The organism is Streptomyces zagrosensis (genome assembly GCF_014203645.1).
GTDB classification, from domain to species: Bacteria; Actinomycetota; Actinomycetes; order Streptomycetales; family Streptomycetaceae; genus Streptomyces; species Streptomyces zagrosensis.
Genome location: NZ_JACHJL010000011.1, coordinates 74,054 through 92,476, shown reverse-complemented (window position 1 = coordinate 92,476; position 18,423 = coordinate 74,054). Strand labels below are relative to the sequence as shown.

Sequence of the window (18,423 nt, the reverse complement as noted above, 5' to 3'; positions counted from 1 at the left end):
CTGCTCATCACTGCTCGGGGAACTGCTGCTCGGCGGGGCGTGGTGGCCCGGCGCGGAACTGCTGCTCGGTGGCGATGTGCTGCTCATTGGGTGGGAGCTGCGCGTCGGGTAGGTGCTGCGCATCCGGTAGGTGCTGCGCGTCGAGGTGGGTGGCGGAGAGGTGTTGCGCGGCGGGCAGGTGCTTCTCGAAGGGGAGCGGGCCGATGGTTTCCGGGTCGGCCTCGGTGTCGAACAGCGGTGTGTAGCCGGTGGCCAGGTAGAGGCCGCGCGCCTCGGGTTGCCGCGGCCCGGTGGTCAGGTAGATCCGCCGGTAGCCGCGAGACTGCGCCTCGTACTCCAATGCGCTGACGACCCGACGGGCGAGGCCGCGCCGGCGGTGTGCGGAGTGGGTCCAGATCCGCTTGAGCTCGGCAGATGTCGCGTCGTACCGGCGGAAGGCGCCGCCCGCGACCGGCGTCCCGCGCTCCAGGAGCAAAAGCAGCACTCCGCCATGAGCGGGGGTGAATTGCTCGTCGGGGTAGCGGGCCAGCTCGGCGTGGGCGTCACCGCCGTAACGGGCCGTGTACTCGGCACCGAGTTCGCGCAGCAGTGGTTTGACGCGGGGGTCGGACACCGTGACCCGAACGACCGTCAGCTCGGACGGGGGTTGGGCGACGGAGGTCATCCGTTCACCACCGCGAGCGTCTGCGGGCCGCGCGCCACGCGCTCCGCGTCCCGCTTGGCGACCTCCTCGCGCACGATCGGGATCACATACCGCCCGAAGTCGATCGCATCATCCAGCAGGTCGTAACCGCGCGCGGAGAGGATGTCCACGCCGAGGTCGTAGTAGTCGAGCAGTGCCTGGGCGACCGTATCGGGCGTGCCGACCAGCGCATTGGAGTTGCCCGCGCCGCCGGTGGCCGCCGCTGTCGGGGTCCACAGGGCACGGTCGTAGCGCTCTCCGGCGTCCGCTATGGCGATCAGCCGCTGCGAGCCGGTGTTCTCCGGGTCGCCGCTTCGGTGCTGCCGTACGAGCCCCTGCTCGCGCCGGGCCCGGATGGCGCCGACCGTGCGGTGGGCCTTCTCCCAGGCTAGTTCCTCGGTCGGGGCGATGATCGGGCGAAAGGCGACCTGGATGCGCGGGGTGTCGGTGCGGCCAGCAGCCGCTGCCGCGGCCCGCACCGCCTCGATCTGCTCGGCGGTCTTGGCCAGCGGCTCTCCCCACAGGCAGTAGATGTCGGCCTCGGCGCCACCGGCCGCGTACGCCGCGGGCGATGAGCCGCCGAACGAGACGCCTGGCCTTGGCTGTTGGACGGGGAAGACGTCGCTGACGAAGTCGTGGAACTGGTAGTGCTCGCCCTCGTGATCGAAGGGCACCCGGGTGGTCCAGATCTTCTTGACGATCTGGATGTACTCGCGAGTGCGCGCATAGCGCTCGTCCTTGCTGAGCGTGTCGCCCTCGCGCTGTTGCTCGTGATCATTGCCACCGGTGATGAAGTGCACGGTCAACCGGCCCGCACTGATTTGGTCGAGGGTGGCGAAGGTCTTGGCGGCATAGGTGGGATAGGAGACGTTGGGCCGGTGGGCGAGCAGGACCTGCAAGGTGTCCAGCTTGCTGGCGATGTACGCGGCGGCCGGGGCGGGGTCCGGCGATCCGGACGCGTAGGCGAACAGCACCCGGTCCCAACCGTGTTCCTCGTGCGCCCGGGCCAGTCGGAGGGTGTAGGCCGCGTCGAAGGCGGCGCCGGAGCGCGCGGTCGTCTCGGAGCCGTCGTTGGTGGCAGCGATGCCAAGGAACTCCACGGGCATGGGACATGGCCTTTCGCAAGGGTGATGGGGTGACACGCCGACATACCGGCTCACCGATATGGCCTGCGGCGTGGGGGCAGGGGCCTCGGATCGACGGGACCTGGCGGGTAGCGGTGGTGGTGCCCGAGCCATCGGGCGGGGTGGGCAGCGGCAGTGCGCTGATGGGCGCACGGGCCGTGCGCAGGCGGCTCACAGGCCCGCAGGCGACGACGGTGCGTCCGAGGAAACGCGAGGGGAGATCGACCCGCGACGGGGTTACCGAAGGAGGGAGGAGCCGGTCACACAGCTCGCTGCTGCGTCAGCTTCAACACGCGGCGGACCACACTCGACCGAAGTCGATGTGGTCGCGGGTGACCAAACGCTGCTGTCCCTTCACGCAACTAATGGACCAGTAGGTTGTGCCTTTCGTCAACCATCTGCCCGGATGCCGGACGGGCCTTGACCGGTTTTGTACGCGTCATATGCCCCATCGACGGGCCGTTGAGGCGCCGTTGACAGACCAGTGAGGGGCGCACTTACGATCGGCGGCAGACCGGGCCCCGCTGCGGGTACGGGTCGCTGTGCGCCGTGTTGAGGGGCACGGTGCGGGTGGTGGCGCCGGGTTCGGGCCGTACGGTGTTGCCTTGCGTCCGCCGCCCGAAGATTTGACATGCCCGCAATGTGCGGGCCGGGGGGCCTTTTCAGCCGGTGATGCGTTTTTGGGTTGCTCGGGGAGGCGGAATGAGGCCGACACAGGGAATGGGCCTGATCGTGCGCCCATAGGACGCCGTCGCTTTTCCGTGGCGGGCACCGCAACGCACACGTGCCGCCGCCGCCGGCTGGGCATGGAGCGAGGGAGCGCGGTCGGCAGCGCCCCGCTGAGACCGCTTGGCACGCTCGCCACTCACCCGGGGCGTCCGTGACCTCGATCCTGTGCCGGACGGGCAGCGACACCCCTAGCGAAGTGGTTATCATTTTCATATAGTCTTCTTGTGTGGCTGTGTGGCCTGGGTGTGGCGAGGCCACGCGCTATGCCGACCGGACTGGCTGGGCCGAAGCGGTGGCCGCACGGCGACCGCGGGGGTCGCCGCGATCGACTCGCGCCCGAAGCGATTCGGTCGCCTTCGGTGGGCCCTGCCGTGCGAGGTGCGACCGGGCCGCGAAAGGGTCGGGCCGCAGGCAAAAAGCCGCGGCGTAGCCGTAGGCAAACCGCAGCAAGAACGGTAGAAGAGTCGCAGGGGAGGGGAGGCGGGCAGTGAACGTGCCAGTTGACGTGCCAGTTGAGCAGCCGTCGCTCACGTGGGACGGCGGTGGTGTCCTGGCCGTCGATCAGCGGGCGCTGCCCGGTGAGACGCGGGTCCTGCGGCTGGAGACGGTGGACGACGTCGTCGAGGCCATCAGATCACTGGCCATCCGGGGCGCACCGGCCATCGGTTTGGCCGGCGCCCTGGGCGTGGCGCTCTCGGCCTACCGGCACCGGCTCGATGGCGTGGTCGATGAGGCCGCGGTACGGGCCGACGCCGCACGCCTTTCCAGCGCCCGGCCCACCGCCGTCAACTTGGCCTGGGCCGTCAAGCGGGCCATCGGACGGCTCGCCGCTGGGCCCGATGCCGTGCTGGCCGAGGCCACGGCCATGCTCGATGAGGACGCCGCGGTCAACGGGGCCGCCGTAGCGCGGGCCTGCGAACTGGTGCTTTCCCGCGTCCCCAGGAGGCCGATGCGCCTACTGACCCACTGCAACACCGGCCGGCTGGCCACTGCCGCGGTCGGCACCGCACTCGGCGTGATCATCGAGCTCGGCAGGCGTGGCCTGGTCCACGAGGTCCTGGTGGACGAGACCCGGCCGCTGTTGCAGGGTGCCCGGCTCACCGCCTGGGAGTTGGGGCAGGCCAGCGTGCCGTACCGGGTGTGCGTGGACTCCGCCGCGCCCGCCGCGATGGCCCAAGGGCTGGTGGACTGTGTGCTGGTGGGGGCGGATCGCATCGCCGCGAACGGGGATGTCGCGAACAAGATCGGCACCTATGGGCTCGCCATCGCCGCCGCGCGGCACGGCATTCCCTTTGTGGTCGTCGCCCCCGAGTCCACTTGGGACCGCGCGCTTGCCGATGGCTCGGGGATCGTCATCGAGGAGCGTGACCCCGCGGAAGTCACCGCGTTCGCTGGCGTCGTCACCACTCCCGCTGACGCCGGCGCGTACAACCCCGCCTTCGATGTCACTCCCGCCGATCTGATCACCGCAATCGTCTCGGAGGATCAGGTGTTCTTGCCCGCTGCTGTGCAAGCTGTGCAGGTTGCGCAGGGCAGCCCACCGCAGGCGGCGACCGACCGTGGCGCACGCAGCGGAGTCACGGCATGACCCCGGCTGCCGACGAGGCGTACGGGCGTGACGGAGCCGCGGTTGAGGCGTACGGGAGGGGCCGAGCTGTGGAGGACGCACCCTTGGGCGACCAGGCTGCGGCCGATCGAACCGTATGCAACCAGACCGCACCGGAGGAGACCGCACCAGACGAAACCGCACCGGAGGAGACCGCACCAGACGAGACCGCTTCCGACCAGGATGCGCAGCAACTGACAGCATTCTCGCGGACGTTGTACGGGCGCGGCTGGATGCCCGGCACCGCGGGCAATCTCTCGGTGCGACGCCCCGGGGCGACCGTGCTGATTACCGCCAGCGGGCGGGCCAAGGGCGAGTTGACGGCGCGTGACATGGTCGTCGTGCACGCGGACACCGGGGCGGAGGTGAGCCGCGGGGAGTTGCGGGCGTCCGCGGAGACGGCGATCCACTGCGCCGTCTACGGCACGACACACGCCCGCGCGGTCATCCACGTCCATTCCCCGTATGCCACAGCCATAGCCTCCCGCACTGGGCACCCCACGCGACTGCGGATGCTGCGGGTCGAGCGGTTCGAGCTCCTGAAGGGACTTGGCCTCGCGGACCCCACCCGTACCGACGTGCCCGTCTTCCCCAACTGGCCCGAAGTGCCGCGCATCGCGGCGGACGTGGCCAGCCGACTGGCCAGCACACCCCACGCGCCCCCGGGCCTCCTCATCGCCGACCACGGCATCACCACCTGGGGGCGTGACCTCGCCCAGGCGCGCGACCGGCTGGAGTGCCTGGAGGCGATCTGCCAACTGCTGCTGCTCACCGGAACTGGTCCGCAGGCCGCGAACGACTAAGGAAGCTGATCCCATGACACTGCTCCAGGTCATGCCCGACGACGCGCCAGGGCAGGTGCTGTTGCGCACCCGTGAGCAGGCGCGCATCGCCGAAGCGCTGCGCGCCTGCTCGGTCTCGTTCAGCCGTTGGCCGCTGCGCGGCGCCATCGCTCCGGACACCAGCCAGGATGAGGTGCTCGCGCGCTACCGCACCGAGGTGGCCGAGCTCTGCGCGCGTGACGGCCTCGACCTGGTCGATGTTGCCCAACTCCACCCCGAAGACGGCCCCGAGTGGCAGGAGCGGGCCACTACGGCACGCGCCACCTTCCTCGAAGAACACCGGCACGCCGAGGACGAGGTGCGTTTCTTCGCCCATGGCACGGGCTGCTTCTACCTGCACCTCAACGAGCGGGTTTACGCGGTCGTGTGCGAGGCGGGCGACCTGCTCTCCGTACCGGCAGGCACCCCACACTGGTTCGACATGGGCCCGCGCCCGGAGTTCGCCGCGATCCGCTTCTTCGAGAAGAAGGACGGCTGGGTGGGCGACTTCACCGGTGACCCCATTGCCCAGCGCTTCCCGCGGCTGGACGCGCTGCTGGCGGCGGACGCGGCGGCATGACCGAAACGCATGTACGCGCGGTGGTCCTGGACATCGAAGGGACCACTGGTTCCGCCTCCCATGTGCACGAGGTGCTCTTCCCGTACGCGAGGCAGCGCATCGCCAACTGGCTCGCCGCTCACCGTGGAGATCCGGCCTGGACGCAGGTCCTGCGGGAGACTCGGGTCCTCGCCGGCGAGCCCGTACTTGACGAGGACGGCGCAGCCACAGCGCTCATCGCCTGGTCCGACGCGAACGTCAAGGCGCCACCGCTCAAGCACGTACAGGGGCTGATCTGGGCCGATGGCTATGCGAACGGTGAGCTGACCGGGCATGTCTACGACGATGTGCCGTTGGCCCTAGACCGCTGGCAGCGGGCGGGTATCGAACGCTACATCTACTCATCCGGGTCACAGGAGGCACAGCGATATTGGTTCGCGTACAGCGACCACGGTGACCTCGGAGGGTTGCTGTGTGGCTACTTCGACCTGCTCAGCGCAGGCAGCAAGCGGGAGCCCGCCTCGTATCGGACCATCACCGACCGCCTGGGTGTATCCGCCGAGGCGACGCTTTTCCTCAGCGATGTGGGGGAGGAACTCGACGCGGCGGCCAGCGCGGGGTGGCAGACCGTGGCCGTGCGGCGGCCAGATGACCCGCGGGGGGGCCCGGTGACCGGGCACCGCACCGTGGCGAGCCTCCAGGAGGTCCTGCCAGATGTGCCGCCCGGTGCCGCCCCGGCGGCCGGCCCCATGGCGCCGGCTCGTACCGACACTGGACACACGCCAGGCACCGCAGACGTCACGGGCACCACGGGAGCGTGAGGCCCGGGAGGGCCCGGAGGCTTCGTCGAGCCGAACGGGCTCGACGAGGCCCACGTGAGTCAAGGGGCTCGACGAGGCCCACATGACGCGCAACATCGGCCAGACCAGTGGAACCCCCACAGACGCATAGAGAGGACGGGCATGACGGCCCAGAACAGCGGCCGGCGGGCCGATATCGGAGTGATCGGGGGGAGTGGGTTCTACCAACTCTTCGAGGACGCCGAAGAGATGGTGGTGGACACGCCGTACGGCGCGCCATCGGACGCCCTCACCGTGGGCAGTGTCCAGGGTCGTACGGTGGCGTTCTTGCCCCGGCACGGCCGCGGGCACCGCTTGCCGCCCCATCGGATCAACTACCGGGCAAACCTTTGGGCCTTGCGGTCGTTGGGGGTGCGCCGGGTGCTCGCCCCCTGTGCGGTCGGCTCCCTCCAGGACGAGTTGGGCCCCGGCACCGTCGTCGTGCCCGACCAACTCGTGGACCGGACCAGTGGCCGCGCCCAGACCTTTTACGACGAGGGCGCGGTCCATGTTTCTTTTGCTGATCCGTACTGCCAGGAGGGCCGCACGGCGCTGCTCAAGGCCGCGGCGGCACAGGGGATCAAGGCCGTTGACGGTGGGACGATGGTGGTGGTCGAGGGGCCCAGGTTCTCCACCCGCGCGGAATCGCAGTGGTTCGCCGCGGCCGGTTGGTCATTGGTGAACATGACCGGGCACCCAGAGGCCGTGCTGGCCCGTGAACTCGCTCTCAGCTATGCCGCGGTCGCCCTGGTGACGGATCGGGACGCCGGTATCGACGCCACGGAGAGCGTCGCGCAGGAGGAGGTCTTCGCCGTCTTCGCGCAGAACACGGAGCGGTTGCGCGGCATGGTCATCGAAGCCATCGGCCTACTCCCCGAGGGCGACGACTACCCGTGCGCCCGCGTGCTTGACGGGCTGACCCTGCCGTTCGACCTCCCCTGAGCCAGCACCCGCTCGGCGGGCCAACACGTGCGGCGAGTTGGCGAGTTGGGGCGGGGGCTGGTGGAGCGCGGTTGATGTGGGCGTCGGGTGGCGAGCCCGGGGTGGTGAGCGCGTAGTGGTCGGCTCAGGCCGAGTCGCTGAGCATGCCGGACATGGCGGCCAGCACGGAGGGCACGACGCGGTAATAGATCCAGGTGCCGCGCCGATCGGCCAGCAGCAGGCCCGCTTCGCGGAGCTTTTTGAGGTGGTGGCTGACGGTGGGCTGGGAGACGCCGACGTCGGCGATGTCGCACACACATGCCTCGCCGTCCGGGTGCGAGGCGACCTTGGAGAAGAGTCGCAACCGGACTGGGTCGCTCAGCGCCTTGAACATGGCGGCCATCACTTCCGCGTCCGCCGAGGACAGTTCCTGCCGGGTGAGGGGAGGGCAGCACGGCTGAACGCGTGTGGTGGCGGCCGTCTCGCGGAGCGTGGGCATCTGCCCATGGTGACACCCGTTTCCGGGCGATGCCAAGAACAGGCAATGAGGGGGTATCCGAGGGTGACTGGCCGGCGCGGTGTGCCGAAAAGTTCGGCGTAGCCGCCGGGGCGGCCACGGTGCGCGTGCTCGCCGTGGCGGATGGTGATCGGCCTGGTGATTGACGCTGACACCGTACGGAGTTCGTCGTGTGTCGTGTGTCGTGTGCCGTGTGCCGTGAGTCGTGAGTGGTGCGGTGCCCAATGGGCTTGGGGCGGGGCGGTACGTGCCGGCGGGGGGTTCCCGGGCGATAATTCGATAGCTGTCTATGTTGACTGTTGTCGAAACTAGGTGCCACGATGGGCTGTGTGGGGAGCGAAGGCCCCGATCGGCGGCTTCGTAGCGCACGGTGGGGGCAGTTACCTCCGCCCGCCATGCGAGCGCGCCAACCCGGCGCGCCCCCAGTGCGCCTACCCACGCCTCTATCATGTCCATCACAACCCTCATGGAGGGGTCATGTCCCGTATCCAACTCGCCCTGCGCGTCGCCGACCTCGAAGGATCGATCGCCTTCTACTCCAAGCTGCTCGGCGCGGAGCCCGCCAAGCGCCGAGCGGGATACGCCAACTTCGCCATCGCCTCGCCGCCCCTCAAGCTCGTTCTCATCGAAGGTGAGGAAGGCCAGCTCACGGCCCTGGATCACCTGGGCATCGAGGTCGAAGAGACCGGCCAGGTCACGGCGGCGGCCGACCGCCTCAAGGGGGCCGGCTTGGCAACGTTTGAGGAGAACGACACCTCCTGCTGCTACGCCGTCCAGGACAAGGTCTGGGTGCACGGCCCGGGCCAGGAGCCGTGGGAGGTCTACGTGGTCAAGGCGGACGCCGACACCCTCGGTGCCAGCGCCGCCGGCTCCCCGGTGCAGCCGACCGCAGACGAGGCCGGCGCCTGTTGCGCCCCGGCGGCCGGGGGAGGGGCGGCGCGAGTCTAGGACGCGCTCATACGTCGCTGTGCTGGGCCAACCGACCGTCAACGGGGGGCGGTTGGGCCAGGCACATGCGACCGCTGGGGCGTGCGAGACGCGGAGTACCACCGGGCTGCTGGCCCCGCCCCATAGCGCTTTCGCGGTGGCCCCCGGCGTGCCGCGGAGAGGGTCAACCTCCCCCGGCGCGTGGGGAGGCCGTCGTGGTCAGGGCGTCCGCCGCGAATCGCTTGCGCCAGGCCAGCGACACGTACACCAGGGCGACGAGTACCGGCACCTCGATCAAAGGGCCGACGACTCCGGACAGGGCCTGGCCGCTGGTGACGCCGAAGGTGCCGATGGCGACGGCGATGGCCAGTTCGAAGTTGTTGCCCGCGGCGGTGAAGGCGAGTGTGGCGGTGCGGTCGTAGGGGAGGCCGATGGCCTTGCCCAAAGCGAAGGTGCCGAACCACATCGTGGCGAAGTAGATCAGCAGCGGCAGTGCGATCCGGGCAACGTCCAGGGGCTCGTTGGTGATGGTGTCGCCTTGGAGGGCGAAGAGGAGCACGATCGTGAACAGCAGTCCGTACAGCGCCCACGGCCCGATCCGCGGCAGGAAACTCGTCTCGTAGCGTGCGCGGCCTAGCCGCCGCTCGCCCAGGTGGCGGGTGAGGAATCCGGCGATGAGTGGTAGGCCGAGGAAGATCCCGACATTGAGGGCGATTTTTCCGATGGAGATATCGAGGTGCTCACCGTCGCCCAGGCCCAGCCAGCCGGGCAACAAGTCGAGGTAGAACCAGCCCAGCACGCCGAACATCACCACCTGGAAGACCGAGTTCAGCGCCACCAGTACGGCGGCGGCTTCGCGGTCGCCGCAGGCGAGGTCGTTCCAGATGATGACCATCGCGATGCAGCGGGCCAGGCCGACGATGATCAACCCCGTGCGGTACTCGGGCAGGTCGGGCAGGAAGATCCAGGCCAGCGCGAACATCACGGCCGGCCCGAAGATCCAGTTGATGGCCAGCGAGGATGCCATCAGCCTGCGGTCACCGGTGACCGCGTCGAGCTTGTCGTAACGCACCTTGGCGAGTACCGGATACATCATGATCAGCAGGCCGAGCGCGATCGGCAGCGAGATGCCGCCGATCTCCATCGTGGCCAGCGCGTTGTCCAGGCCCGGAATGGCCCGACCCAGACCGAGACCACCGGCCATGGCGACGAGAATCCACACCGCGAGAAAGCGGTCGAGCGTGGACAGCTTGGCGACGACGCCGGCGTCCGTAGGGGGCGCCGGATCGCCGATGGCGGGGGCATCTGTCGGGGTCACGGGCACGGCCTCTTTCGGGAGGTGTCGATCGTCGTACGGGCGCTGTCGGCCAGCGCGGTGAACTGCTCCGCCAGCGCGGTGAGGACCTCCGGCCGGAGCTTGTAGTAGGTGAAGCGGCCACACGGCTCGGTCTCCACGACCCCGGCCTCACGGAGCACCCGCAGATGGTTGGAGAGGTTGGTCTGCCGTGCGCCGGTCTCCTCCACCAGGTGGATGGTGCACAGCGTCTCGCGGGCCAGCAGTTGCACGATCTGGAGCCGAAGTGGGTCGGCGATAATCCGGATCAAGTCAGGATCGACTGACGTCATCATGGGCTGATACTGTCACATCAGTGGTCGCTGATGCCAGTACGCGCTGACATCAATGGCGCCTGACTCCATGAGAGACAAGAGAGCCCTCCCCATGACCGAAAAACCTTCTGTGCTGTTCGTCTGCGTGCACAACGCCGGCCGCTCCCAGATGGCCGCCGCTTGGCTCGCTGAGCTGGCCGGTGACCGCATCGAGGTCCGCTCTGCCGGTTCCGCTCCGGCCGACCAGGTGAACCCGGCCGCCGTCGAGGTGATGCGGGAGGTCGGCATCGACATCGCTGCCCAGACGCCCAAGATCCTCACCGTCGATGCGGTCAAGGCGTCGGATGTCTGCATCACGATGGGCTGCGGCGACACCTGCCCCGTCTTTCCCGGCAAGCGCTACCTCGACTGGACGCTGGACGACCCGGCAGGCCAAGGCATCGAGGCCGTACGCCCCCTCCGCGATGAGATCAAGCGGCGCGTGGAGAACCTGATCGCGGAGATTGCCCCGGAAGCGACCGCGTAACCCACGCGAAGCGGCGCTACGCGCAACGCCCGTGAAGCGGCGCTACGCGCAACGCCCGTGAAGCTACGCGCAACGCCCGCGGGGCGACGCGGCGGACATATCGGGCCTGAGATGCCCGTAGCTCCGTCAGAGCCTGGCCGGTCGGGCCGCTTGCTCGGGGCGGTGTGCGGGGCGCCGAGGTGGATGCGGTAGGCAAGGGGTACCTTGCCGCACGGTCACCACCTGGGAGAACACCGATATGAAGCAGCGATGTGCCGTCCTCGACGACTTCCAGGGCGCGGCGATGTCCAGCGCCGACTGGTCGGTCCTGGCCGACGACGTGGAAGTCATCACCTTCGCCGAGCACTTCGGCAGCGAAGACGCGCTCGTCGCGGCCTTGGCCGATTACGAGATAGTCGTCACGCTTCGCGAGCGCGTGCCCTTCCCCGCCGAGCTCTTCGCGCGACTGCCCAGGTTGCGGCTGCTCATCGCCTCCGGCATGCGGAACTCCGCGATCGACTTCGCCGCCGCCAAGGCGCACGGGGTGACGGTGTGCGGCACGGCGAGCTCGCCGACGCCGCCGGTCGAGCTGACCTGGGCGCTGCTGCTCGGCCTCGCCCGAGGCATCGTCGCGGAGAGCGAGGTGCTACGCGACGGCGGCCCCTGGCAGAACACGGTCGGCGCCGACCTCGCGGGTCAACGCCTTGGCCTGTTGGGCCTGGGAAAGATCGGCGGCCGGGTGGCCCAGATCGGCTTGGCCTTCGGCATGGAGGTGGTCGCCTGGAGCCAAAACCTCACCCGGGAACGGGCCCGAGAGGTCGGGGTACGCCATGCCGGCACCCGGGACGAACTCCTGCGAAGCAGCGACTTCGTCTCCGTACACTTGGCGCTCGGCGCGCGCACCCTCGGACTGGTGGGGGCCGCCGAGTTGGCCCTGCTGAAGCCGACCGCTTACCTGGTCAACACCTCACGTGCCGCGATCGTCGATCAAGCCGCGCTCTTGGCCGCACTCCACGCGGGCACCATCGCCGGCGCCGCGGTCGATGTCTTCGACGTGGAGCCACTGCCCGCCGCGCACCCGATGCGGTCGGCGCCTCGGCTGCTGGCCACCCCGCACCTGGGCTATGTCACGCGAGACAACTACCGCACCTACTACGGGCAGGCCGTGGAGAACATTCAGGCGTACCTGGCGGGGACACCCGTGCGCTGCCTCGGCCCGGCGTGATTGTCAGTGCCTCGTGCGAGCCTGAGTTCATGACGTACTGGCTGCTCACTGACATCGAACAAGCCGTCCGCGCGAGCTGGGGCGCAGACACCTGCACACCGGAGTCCCGGGCCACATGGACCCCTGACAACCCGGCCAGGGACCAATGCGGTGTGACCGCCATGGTGCTCAACGACCTGCTCGGCGGTGATCTGATCAGGGGGAAGGTGCATGTGGACGGGAAACAGACGGACTTCCACTGGTGGAATCGGCTGGGCATGGGCGTTGACATCGACCTGACGCGCGAGCAGTTCGCGCCCGAGGAGATCGTCAGCGGTGGGACCGTCGTCCCGCGTCCGGCCGAGATCGTGCGCCTGCGCGAGGAGTACGAACTGCTGCGGGAGCGGGTGCTGACAAAGCTGGGGACGCCGCAGCAACAAGAGGCGGTAAAGGAGCCCGTTCGGGCGTGACGGCAGGCTGCGCGAGCGCGCCCGCCTGGGCTCTGGCCTGGTCCCGATCGTCGGACCCGCAACTCAACGGTCCGGCAGCGGCTGTTCCGTCCAGATCGTCTTGCCGTGCCGGGTATATCGGCTACCCCAGCGGCTGGTGAGCTGGGCGACCAAGTACAGGCCGCGCCCACCCTCATCCGTGGCGCGGGCGCGGCGCATGCGGGGCTGGGTGCTGCTGGGGTCGGAGACCTCGCAGATCAGGACGCCGGCCCGGATGAGCCGGAGTTCGACCGGGCCGCCCGCGTACCGGATGGCGTTGGTGACCAGTTCGCTGACCACCAACTCCGTGGTGAACGCCAGTTCCTCAAGGCCCCAGTCGGACAGTTGGCGGGCCACCAGCTCGCGGATGCGCGCGACCCGCGCGGGATCGGCCTCCAACGCCCACGCGGCGGTGTCTGCTTCCGGGACCACGCGCATACGGGCAAGGAGCAGCGTCACATCGTCGGGCAGCCGACTGGGCGGCAGCCCGGACACGATCTCCCGAGGCAGGCCCGCCAGCGGCCGGTTCAGCACATCCGCGCGCAGCAACCGAGCGCGTAGCTCGGCCATTCCCACATCGACGTCGCCGGTGCCGCGCTCCACCAGCCCGTCCGTGAAGAGCGCGAGGACGCTGCCTGGTGGCAGTTCGACCTCGGTGAGTTCGAAAGGGAGACTGCTGACGCCCAGGGGCGGGCCGGGGTCGAGCTCGATAAACCGGATCGTGCCGTCCGGGCAGATCAGAGCGGGCGGCGGATGCCCGGCGCTGGCCATGACGCACTGCCGTGTCACCGGGTCGTAGGTGATGTAGAGACAGGACGCACCAACGGAGTCGGTCAGCGAGTGCGACGCCCCGTCCTCGATGCCCGGCCGGTCGCTGTCGGCCTCCACCGTCAGTTGCAGCACCAGATCATCGAGGTGGGTCAGCAGCTCCTCCGGATCAACATCCAGGTCGGCCAAGGTCCGTACGGCGGTGCGTAGCCGCCCCATGGTCGCCGTGGCCTGGAGACCGTGCCCGACGACGTCGCCCACCACCAGGGCGACGCGAGCTGAGGAGAGCGGAATGACATCGAACCAGTCGCCGCCGACGCCGCGCGTGGCATCGGTCGGTAGATAGACGCTGGCCGTTTCCGCTGCCACGACGTCGGCGACCGCCGGCGGCAGCAGGCTGCGCTGAAGCTTGATCGCGGCACGCCGCTCGCGGGTGTAGCGCCGGGCGTTGTCCACGGCGAGACCGGCGCGTGCGGCGACTTCCTCAAGGAGTGTCAGGTCCTCCGCGTCGAACGGAGCGGTGGTTCCCGTACGCCATACGGTCACCCGCCCCAGCAAAATGCCCCGCGCATGGAGCGGAGCCGTCATCACCGAGTGCGCGCCGGGGACGGATCGGGCCCAGGCCAGCACTTCCTCGCTCTTGTCGCGATCGTCGGCGTCGCTGCCGTGCTGGCTGTGCTGGCTGTGCTGGCCGTGTGGGCTGTGCTGGTTGAGTGGGCTGCTGTGTGCGTCCGGTGCGTCCGGTGCGTCTGGTGCGTCCTGTTCGCCGTAAGCGCCGCCTGCGGGCTGCTGGCCGTTGGCGTCGCCGCGGTCGCCGTCACGGTTGCTTTGATCGCTGCGGCTGCCGTACTCGGCGCGTTCGCCATGCCGGGGACCCCTACCGCGGTCGCCGCCGTCGCTTTCCCCTCGTGCTCCGGTTGAGGTGTCTGCGGTGTCGGAGGTGTCTGAGGTCTCTGCGGCAGCTGCACCCGCGGCGCTGGCGGGGCTGTCTGTGTCGCCCGTGCTACCCGTCGTGCCCGTACTTTTCGTACGCTCCGGACCTGCGCCGCCCGTGGCGGTGCGGCGTAGATCGGCGATGACCCCACCGCGGCCCGTAGGGGAACGCCCGTTGCGCGCCACGGTGGCGGCCCGGGAACTGTCAACGGCCTCGGCCGCCGCGGTGATGTCCGTCGCCCGGGTTGTGTCGATGCTGCTGAGGGTCATGGGGCCGGTGGGCAACGGGTTGCTGTCCGAGCCCGCCACTGCCATCCGACGCAGGGCGAACAAGTGCTCCCCGTCGTGTGCGGGCTCCTCGCCGATGAGCACGGGGTCGGCCAGGTCCACGGCCGCCAAGTCCGCCAGCGCAGGCACCAGGACGCCCGACAGGTCCTCGGACGTACGGATGATGGACAGCGACTCACCGAGCACGGCCGCCGCGTGATGCAGCAGATCGAGCCGCTGCTGGGCGCGGACGTGCGCCGTGATGTCGGTGAAGAACGCCGCAACGCCGACCAGCCCGCCGTCATGCGGATCGCACAACCGGAACGCGGAGATCGTCATATGCCGGCCGCTTCTGGGGTCGTCCAGGGTGCGGACCAAGACCTCCACGCCGAGCCGTAGATCCCCGGTGCGCAGCACCTCGGCGAGATGTTCCTCGATGGCCGCGGCGTCCTCCGCGTAGAGGAAGTTGCCCAGTCCTTGCCCCGCGAGTTCGGCCGGGACTCCGGTGTAGGAGAGCAGGTGCGCATTGGTGCGTACCAGGCGAAGGTGAGCGTCGAACAGGGCGACGCCCATCCGGTCCTGGAAGAACAGTTCGTGGGAGAAGGCGATGTCCTGTCGCCAGCGTTCGTAGGTGGTGGCGGACGCGGCGAGTACGAGATAGCGGGCCGCGTCGGTGCGACACGGGTCACCGCCCAGGGTGAGCACCCGAAAGACGACTAAGAATTCGCGACCGGTGGCGTGGCGTACCAGCGCGCGCCCTTCCCAGCGGCCTGCGGCGCGCACATCGAGGGCCTCGCGCCACTCATCCCGTCGCATCACCAGCTCACTGATGTGCCGACCGCATGCCTCTTCCCCGGTCAGACCGAGCAGCTTGGCTGCCTCCGGCGTCCAGCCCATGATCACACCGTGGGCGTCCAGCACCGCCCCAGCGGGGTCGCTGAGGACGGATACCGGGTCATTGTTCGTGTCCGCGCGTCGCATACGAGTACACCTCGCTCGGCGTCCTGGTCGGCGCCTGCCACGATGGCTCATCAGTGCCGGGGTGAGCACCGCTGTCACCGGGCGGCCCAGGCCACCGGCGACAGACAACAGCATCGGGCGACGGACGGCCACTGTACGCCCGGCGCCCCCGTCGCACCGGCGCCGCGGCACACGTCGCGCGGCGGTTTCTCAGGCTCCGCGCTCGTCCACGGTAAGCGGCCCTCGCGCACGCAGCACGCCGAAGTGCTCCACTTGGGGACCGGCAAAGGCGGTGACCAGCCCGGCGGGCGCTGCGTGCCCCGTGGCCGTGGGCACGATCCCAGAGCTGGGCACATGCCCGATGCGCCGCCCCCGCGCCGCCCTTGGCGGGGTGCTCTGGTCCAATGAAGTGCCGGGGCGGGGGACGTCATCGAACCGGTGGGTGCCCATGGAGCCAGGGATGGAGCAGAACATGGCGAGCCAGAGTCGGACCGCGCTGGTTGAGGATCTGATGGAACGCTTCCCGCAGGTGCCCAGGGAAGCGGTGATCAAGGAGGACTTGCTGCGAGGTGGCATGGCCTTCGACGAGTCCGCGTTGAGCGGCACCGCCGATGGTTCTTCCGGTGACGTCAAGCCAAAGTCGTACTTCATCTTCTCCTTCGACCACCGCACCCTTCCCGAACTAGGCGCCGCCGCGCTCAATCGGCCGCCGGAGGAGATCGTGCTCACGGGCGGGGCGTACGGGCTGCGCCGCACCGTGGTGTCCGTGCGCGTCAACCCGGAATCCCCCTACATCGTGCGGGCCGGCGAGGATGGGGCGCTCGGGCTGTATCTGGACGGGGCGCGGATCGCCGATGTGGGGCTGCCGCCGATGCCGGACTACTACCGGCACACATTGGAGAACGGCAAGTCGGTGATGGAGGTCGCGCCGACCATCCAGTGGGGCTATCTCGTTTATCTGACGGTCTTTCGGGTGTGCCAGTATTTCGGCGCCAAGGAGGAGTGCCAATACTGCGATATCAACCACAACTGGCGCCAGCACAAGGCGGCGGGCCGCCCGTACACCGGCGTTAAGCCCGTCGAAGAGGTCCTTGAGGCGCTGGAGATCATCGACCGATACGACACCACGCACGCCTCGCAGGCGTACACGCTGACCGGTGGCTCCATCACCTCCCATATAGGCGGCCGGGACGAGGCCGACTTCTACGGTCATTACGCGAAGGCCATCGAGGAGCGTTTCCCCGGACGGTGGATCGGCAAGGTGGTCGCGCAGGCGCTGCCCCGCGACGACGTCCAGCGCTTCCACGATTACGGCATCCGGATCTATCACCCGAATTTCGAGGTCTGGGATCAGCGGCTGTTCGAGCTGTTTTGCCCGGGCAAGGAGCGCTACGTCGGCCGCGACGAATGGCACCGGCGCATCCTGGAATCCACCGAGGTATTCGGCGCCCGTAACGTGATCCCCAACTTCGTGGCGGGCGTGGAGATGGCCCAGCCGTTCGGTTTCGCGACCGTGAACGAGGCCATCGACTCCACCGCCGAGGGCCTGCGTTTCTTTATGTCCCACGGCGTCGTTCCCCGCTTCACCACGTGGTGCCCCGAGCCCACTACGCCGCTGGGCAAGGCCAATCCGCAGGGCGCGCCGCTCGAATACCACATCCGGCTGCTGGAGACCTATCGGGCGACCCTGGAGGAGTACGGACTGGCCTCGCCTCCCGGCTATGGCCCGCCCGGGCCCGGCCGCGCCGTGTTTTCGGTCAGCTCCTTCATGGACAGCCTGCCCGAGGGGACGGAGGCGGCGGAGGGTACCGACGCGCCGGAGCGGACCGGCAGCACGCTGGCGTAAGGCGGGTGCATGCGCCGCGAGGTTGCAGGGGCGGGTGCGTGCCCGCAGGGTGGCGGAGTTGCCGGGCCCGGTCGGTACGCACCCACGGCTTCGGCGTTCATGGCGGCCCGTATCGGCGGCTGGTACGTCCCCAGTAGCGTGGCGATCCGTGACGGCGGGTCCGCGACGCGGGGCGACGGGCCCCAACAGGGGGGAACTGACGTGAGCAACGGCAACGGCAACGGTGACGGCAACGGCAACGGCAACGGTGACGACAACCAGACGGTGCGGTGCGACGGGGTGCCTGCCGCGGTACTGACGGCCCTTCCGTGCGACGGCGAGCGGCTGAGCTGTGCCGTCACCGTGCCCGCTGCGCCGGTGGCGACGGCAACCGCAGCGAGCCCGGAGCCCGCCCAGGGCAGCGGGCTGGCCGTTGTGCTGCTGCACGGTGCGGGCATCGGAGACAAAGGGCGGCTTGCGCCGCTGGCGGCGGAGTTCGTCGATCAGGGCTGCCGGGCGGTGGCCTTCGACTTCTCCGGGCACGGCGCCAGCACCGGTGAACTGCGAGAACTCAGCCTGGAACGGCGTTTTCGGCAGGCGTGCGGGGTGATCGATGCCCTGGTTCCACGGGCGGAGCGGCTCATTTTGGTCGGCTTCAGCATGAGCGGGCAGACGGTCACCGACCTCGTCGCGCACTACGGTGACCGGGTGGCGGCCATCGGACTGTGTGCGCCCGCCGTCTATGCGCAGGGCGCGTGGCCCGTACGGTTCGGCGCCGGGTTCACCGAGATCATCAGGGCCCCGGAGAGCTGGCGCAGCACCGGTGCGCTGGATGTGTTGCGCCGCTACCAGGGCCGTACGGTGCTCGTCGTGCCCACGGTGGATGAGGTCATTCCGTTGGCTGTGACCGAGGCCGTTACCGAGGCCCTCGCGGTGGGACCGGCGTTCACCCGGCTGGAACTCACGCAGGCGACACACCAGTTGGGCCGGTGGTTTCGGAAGCACGGAAAGGATCGGCGCCGGTTTGTGGCGGCCGTGCTCGCGGGCGGCGCTCGCCGCGCCGCCGAGCACGAAGCTGCGAGCCCCGAGAGGGCACTGCGACCTTGTCCTTGAGCATGGCCGTGATCACGTCTCGGTGAC

The 18,423-nt window shown here is 69.3% G+C and carries 17 protein-coding genes; 11 read left to right on the top strand and 6 right to left on the bottom strand.

The features are described from left to right. Window positions 1-7: 7 nt before the first annotated feature. Complete coding sequence (locus tag FHS42_RS20970) at window positions 8-664, bottom strand: GNAT family N-acetyltransferase (protein WP_184574181.1); 657 nt, start codon at window positions 662-664, stop codon at window positions 8-10. Continuing rightward, window positions 661-1,788 (bottom strand): LLM class flavin-dependent oxidoreductase, encoded by a 1,128-nt coding sequence (locus tag FHS42_RS20965; RefSeq protein ID WP_184574179.1) that lies wholly within the window; start codon window positions 1,786-1,788, stop codon window positions 661-663. Before FHS42_RS20965 ends, FHS42_RS20970 begins: the two co-directional genes overlap by 4 nt. A 1,234-nt stretch (window positions 1,789-3,022) precedes the next feature. Between FHS42_RS20965 and mtnA the strand changes: the two genes are divergently transcribed. The 5 genes from mtnA to FHS42_RS20940 all read left to right on the top strand — a co-directional run bounded on the left by mtnA (window position 3,023) and on the right by FHS42_RS20940 (window position 7,302). Then, window positions 3,023-4,123 (top strand): S-methyl-5-thioribose-1-phosphate isomerase, encoded by a 1,101-nt coding sequence (mtnA, locus tag FHS42_RS20960; RefSeq protein ID WP_312866968.1) that lies wholly within the window; start codon window positions 3,023-3,025, stop codon window positions 4,121-4,123. After that, complete coding sequence (gene mtnB, locus FHS42_RS20955) at window positions 4,120-4,944, top strand: methylthioribulose 1-phosphate dehydratase (protein ID WP_184574177.1); 825 nt, start codon at window positions 4,120-4,122, stop codon at window positions 4,942-4,944. The genes mtnA and mtnB overlap by 4 nt, the downstream gene beginning before the upstream one ends. 13 nt (window positions 4,945-4,957) lie before the next feature. Further along, window positions 4,958-5,542 carry a 1,2-dihydroxy-3-keto-5-methylthiopentene dioxygenase gene (locus FHS42_RS20950; protein WP_184574175.1) on the top strand — a complete coding sequence of 195 codons (585 nt, stop codon included), beginning with the start codon at window positions 4,958-4,960 and terminating at the stop codon, window positions 5,540-5,542. Beyond that, window positions 5,539-6,342, top strand: coding sequence for an acireductone synthase (gene mtnC / locus FHS42_RS20945; RefSeq protein ID WP_184574173.1), 804 nt, complete (start codon window positions 5,539-5,541; stop codon window positions 6,340-6,342). Before FHS42_RS20950 ends, mtnC begins: the two co-directional genes overlap by 4 nt. 141 nt (window positions 6,343-6,483) lie before the next feature. Beyond that, on the top strand, window positions 6,484-7,302 hold the full coding sequence (locus FHS42_RS20940; protein ID WP_184574171.1) for an S-methyl-5'-thioadenosine phosphorylase: 819 nt from the start codon (window positions 6,484-6,486) through the stop codon (window positions 7,300-7,302). A gap of 124 nt (window positions 7,303-7,426) precedes the next feature. Here FHS42_RS20940 and FHS42_RS20935 read toward each other — a convergent pair whose 3' ends face one another. Then, window positions 7,427-7,780 (bottom strand): ArsR/SmtB family transcription factor, encoded by a 354-nt coding sequence (locus FHS42_RS20935; RefSeq protein ID WP_184574169.1) that lies wholly within the window; start codon window positions 7,778-7,780, stop codon window positions 7,427-7,429. Between the two features lie 495 nt (window positions 7,781-8,275). On the opposite strand from FHS42_RS20935, the gene FHS42_RS20930 reads away from it, so the two are divergent. Next, a complete protein-coding gene (locus FHS42_RS20930) occupies window positions 8,276-8,746 on the top strand; it encodes an ArsI/CadI family heavy metal resistance metalloenzyme (RefSeq protein WP_184574167.1) in 471 nt (156 codons plus the stop codon). Window positions 8,747-8,909: 163 nt separating this feature from the next. Here FHS42_RS20930 and arsB read toward each other — a convergent pair whose 3' ends face one another. Then, window positions 8,910-10,043: an ACR3 family arsenite efflux transporter gene (gene arsB / locus FHS42_RS20925; protein WP_184574165.1), complete on the bottom strand. Its 1,134-nt coding sequence runs from the start codon at window positions 10,041-10,043 to the stop codon at window positions 8,910-8,912. Next, window positions 10,040-10,354, bottom strand: a complete 315-nt coding sequence (locus FHS42_RS20920) for an ArsR/SmtB family transcription factor (protein WP_184574164.1) — start codon at window positions 10,352-10,354, stop codon at window positions 10,040-10,042. Before FHS42_RS20920 ends, arsB begins: the two co-directional genes overlap by 4 nt. Window positions 10,355-10,445: 91 nt before the next feature. On the opposite strand from FHS42_RS20920, the gene FHS42_RS20915 reads away from it, so the two are divergent. The 3 genes from FHS42_RS20915 (at window position 10,446) to FHS42_RS20905 (ending at window position 12,512) form a co-directional block, all read left to right on the top strand. Next, window positions 10,446-10,859 (top strand): arsenate reductase ArsC, encoded by a 414-nt coding sequence (locus tag FHS42_RS20915; RefSeq protein ID WP_184574162.1) that lies wholly within the window; start codon window positions 10,446-10,448, stop codon window positions 10,857-10,859. Between the two features lie 238 nt (window positions 10,860-11,097). Continuing rightward, window positions 11,098-12,063 carry a D-2-hydroxyacid dehydrogenase family protein gene (locus FHS42_RS20910; protein ID WP_184574160.1) on the top strand — a complete coding sequence of 322 codons (966 nt, stop codon included), beginning with the start codon at window positions 11,098-11,100 and terminating at the stop codon, window positions 12,061-12,063. A gap of 29 nt (window positions 12,064-12,092) precedes the next feature. Then, the gene (locus tag FHS42_RS20905; RefSeq protein WP_184574158.1) at window positions 12,093-12,512 is read left to right on the top strand and encodes a YunG family protein; all 420 of its coding nucleotides are present in this window, start codon (window positions 12,093-12,095) and stop codon (window positions 12,510-12,512) included. A 63-nt stretch (window positions 12,513-12,575) separates the two neighbouring features. Here FHS42_RS20905 and FHS42_RS20900 read toward each other — a convergent pair whose 3' ends face one another. Then, window positions 12,576-15,479: a SpoIIE family protein phosphatase gene (locus FHS42_RS20900; protein WP_184574156.1), complete on the bottom strand. Its 2,904-nt coding sequence runs from the start codon at window positions 15,477-15,479 to the stop codon at window positions 12,576-12,578. Window positions 15,480-15,930: 451 nt separating this feature from the next. On the opposite strand from FHS42_RS20900, the gene FHS42_RS20895 reads away from it, so the two are divergent. Both FHS42_RS20895 and FHS42_RS38690 read left to right on the top strand, forming a co-directional pair. Continuing rightward, complete coding sequence (locus FHS42_RS20895) at window positions 15,931-17,304, top strand: radical SAM protein (protein ID WP_184574154.1); 1,374 nt, start codon at window positions 15,931-15,933, stop codon at window positions 17,302-17,304. Window positions 17,305-17,313: 9 nt separating this feature from the next. After that, a complete protein-coding gene (locus tag FHS42_RS38690; protein WP_312866967.1) occupies window positions 17,314-18,396 on the top strand; it encodes an alpha/beta hydrolase in 1,083 nt (360 codons plus the stop codon). The last annotated feature ends 27 nt before the right edge of the window (window positions 18,397-18,423 follow it).

Bases quoted from the DNA above. Each gene is read 5' to 3' on its own strand.
- FHS42_RS20970 (WP_184574181.1), bottom strand. From the start codon at position 664: ATGACCTCCGTCGCCCAACCCCCGTCCGAGCTGACGGTCGTTCGGGTC.
- FHS42_RS20965 (WP_184574179.1), bottom strand. From the start codon at position 1,788: ATGCCCGTGGAGTTCCTTGGCATCGCTGCCACCAACGACGGCTCCGAG.
- mtnB (WP_184574177.1), top strand. From the start codon at position 4,120: ATGACCCCGGCTGCCGACGAGGCGTACGGGCGTGACGGAGCCGCGGTT.
- FHS42_RS20950 (WP_184574175.1), top strand. From the start codon at position 4,958: ATGACACTGCTCCAGGTCATGCCCGACGACGCGCCAGGGCAGGTGCTG.
- mtnC (WP_184574173.1), top strand. From the start codon at position 5,539: ATGACCGAAACGCATGTACGCGCGGTGGTCCTGGACATCGAAGGGACC.
- FHS42_RS20940 (WP_184574171.1), top strand. From the start codon at position 6,484: ATGACGGCCCAGAACAGCGGCCGGCGGGCCGATATCGGAGTGATCGGG.
- FHS42_RS20935 (WP_184574169.1), bottom strand. From the start codon at position 7,780: ATGCCCACGCTCCGCGAGACGGCCGCCACCACACGCGTTCAGCCGTGC.
- FHS42_RS20930 (WP_184574167.1), top strand. From the start codon at position 8,276: ATGTCCCGTATCCAACTCGCCCTGCGCGTCGCCGACCTCGAAGGATCG.
- FHS42_RS20920 (WP_184574164.1), bottom strand. From the start codon at position 10,354: ATGATGACGTCAGTCGATCCTGACTTGATCCGGATTATCGCCGACCCA.
- FHS42_RS20915 (WP_184574162.1), top strand. From the start codon at position 10,446: ATGACCGAAAAACCTTCTGTGCTGTTCGTCTGCGTGCACAACGCCGGC.
- FHS42_RS20910 (WP_184574160.1), top strand. From the start codon at position 11,098: ATGAAGCAGCGATGTGCCGTCCTCGACGACTTCCAGGGCGCGGCGATG.
- FHS42_RS20905 (WP_184574158.1), top strand. From the start codon at position 12,093: ATGACGTACTGGCTGCTCACTGACATCGAACAAGCCGTCCGCGCGAGC.
- FHS42_RS20900 (WP_184574156.1), bottom strand. From the start codon at position 15,479: ATGCGACGCGCGGACACGAACAATGACCCGGTATCCGTCCTCAGCGAC.
- FHS42_RS20895 (WP_184574154.1), top strand. From the start codon at position 15,931: ATGGCGAGCCAGAGTCGGACCGCGCTGGTTGAGGATCTGATGGAACGC.
- FHS42_RS38690 (WP_312866967.1), top strand. From the start codon at position 17,314: ATGCGCCGCGAGGTTGCAGGGGCGGGTGCGTGCCCGCAGGGTGGCGGA.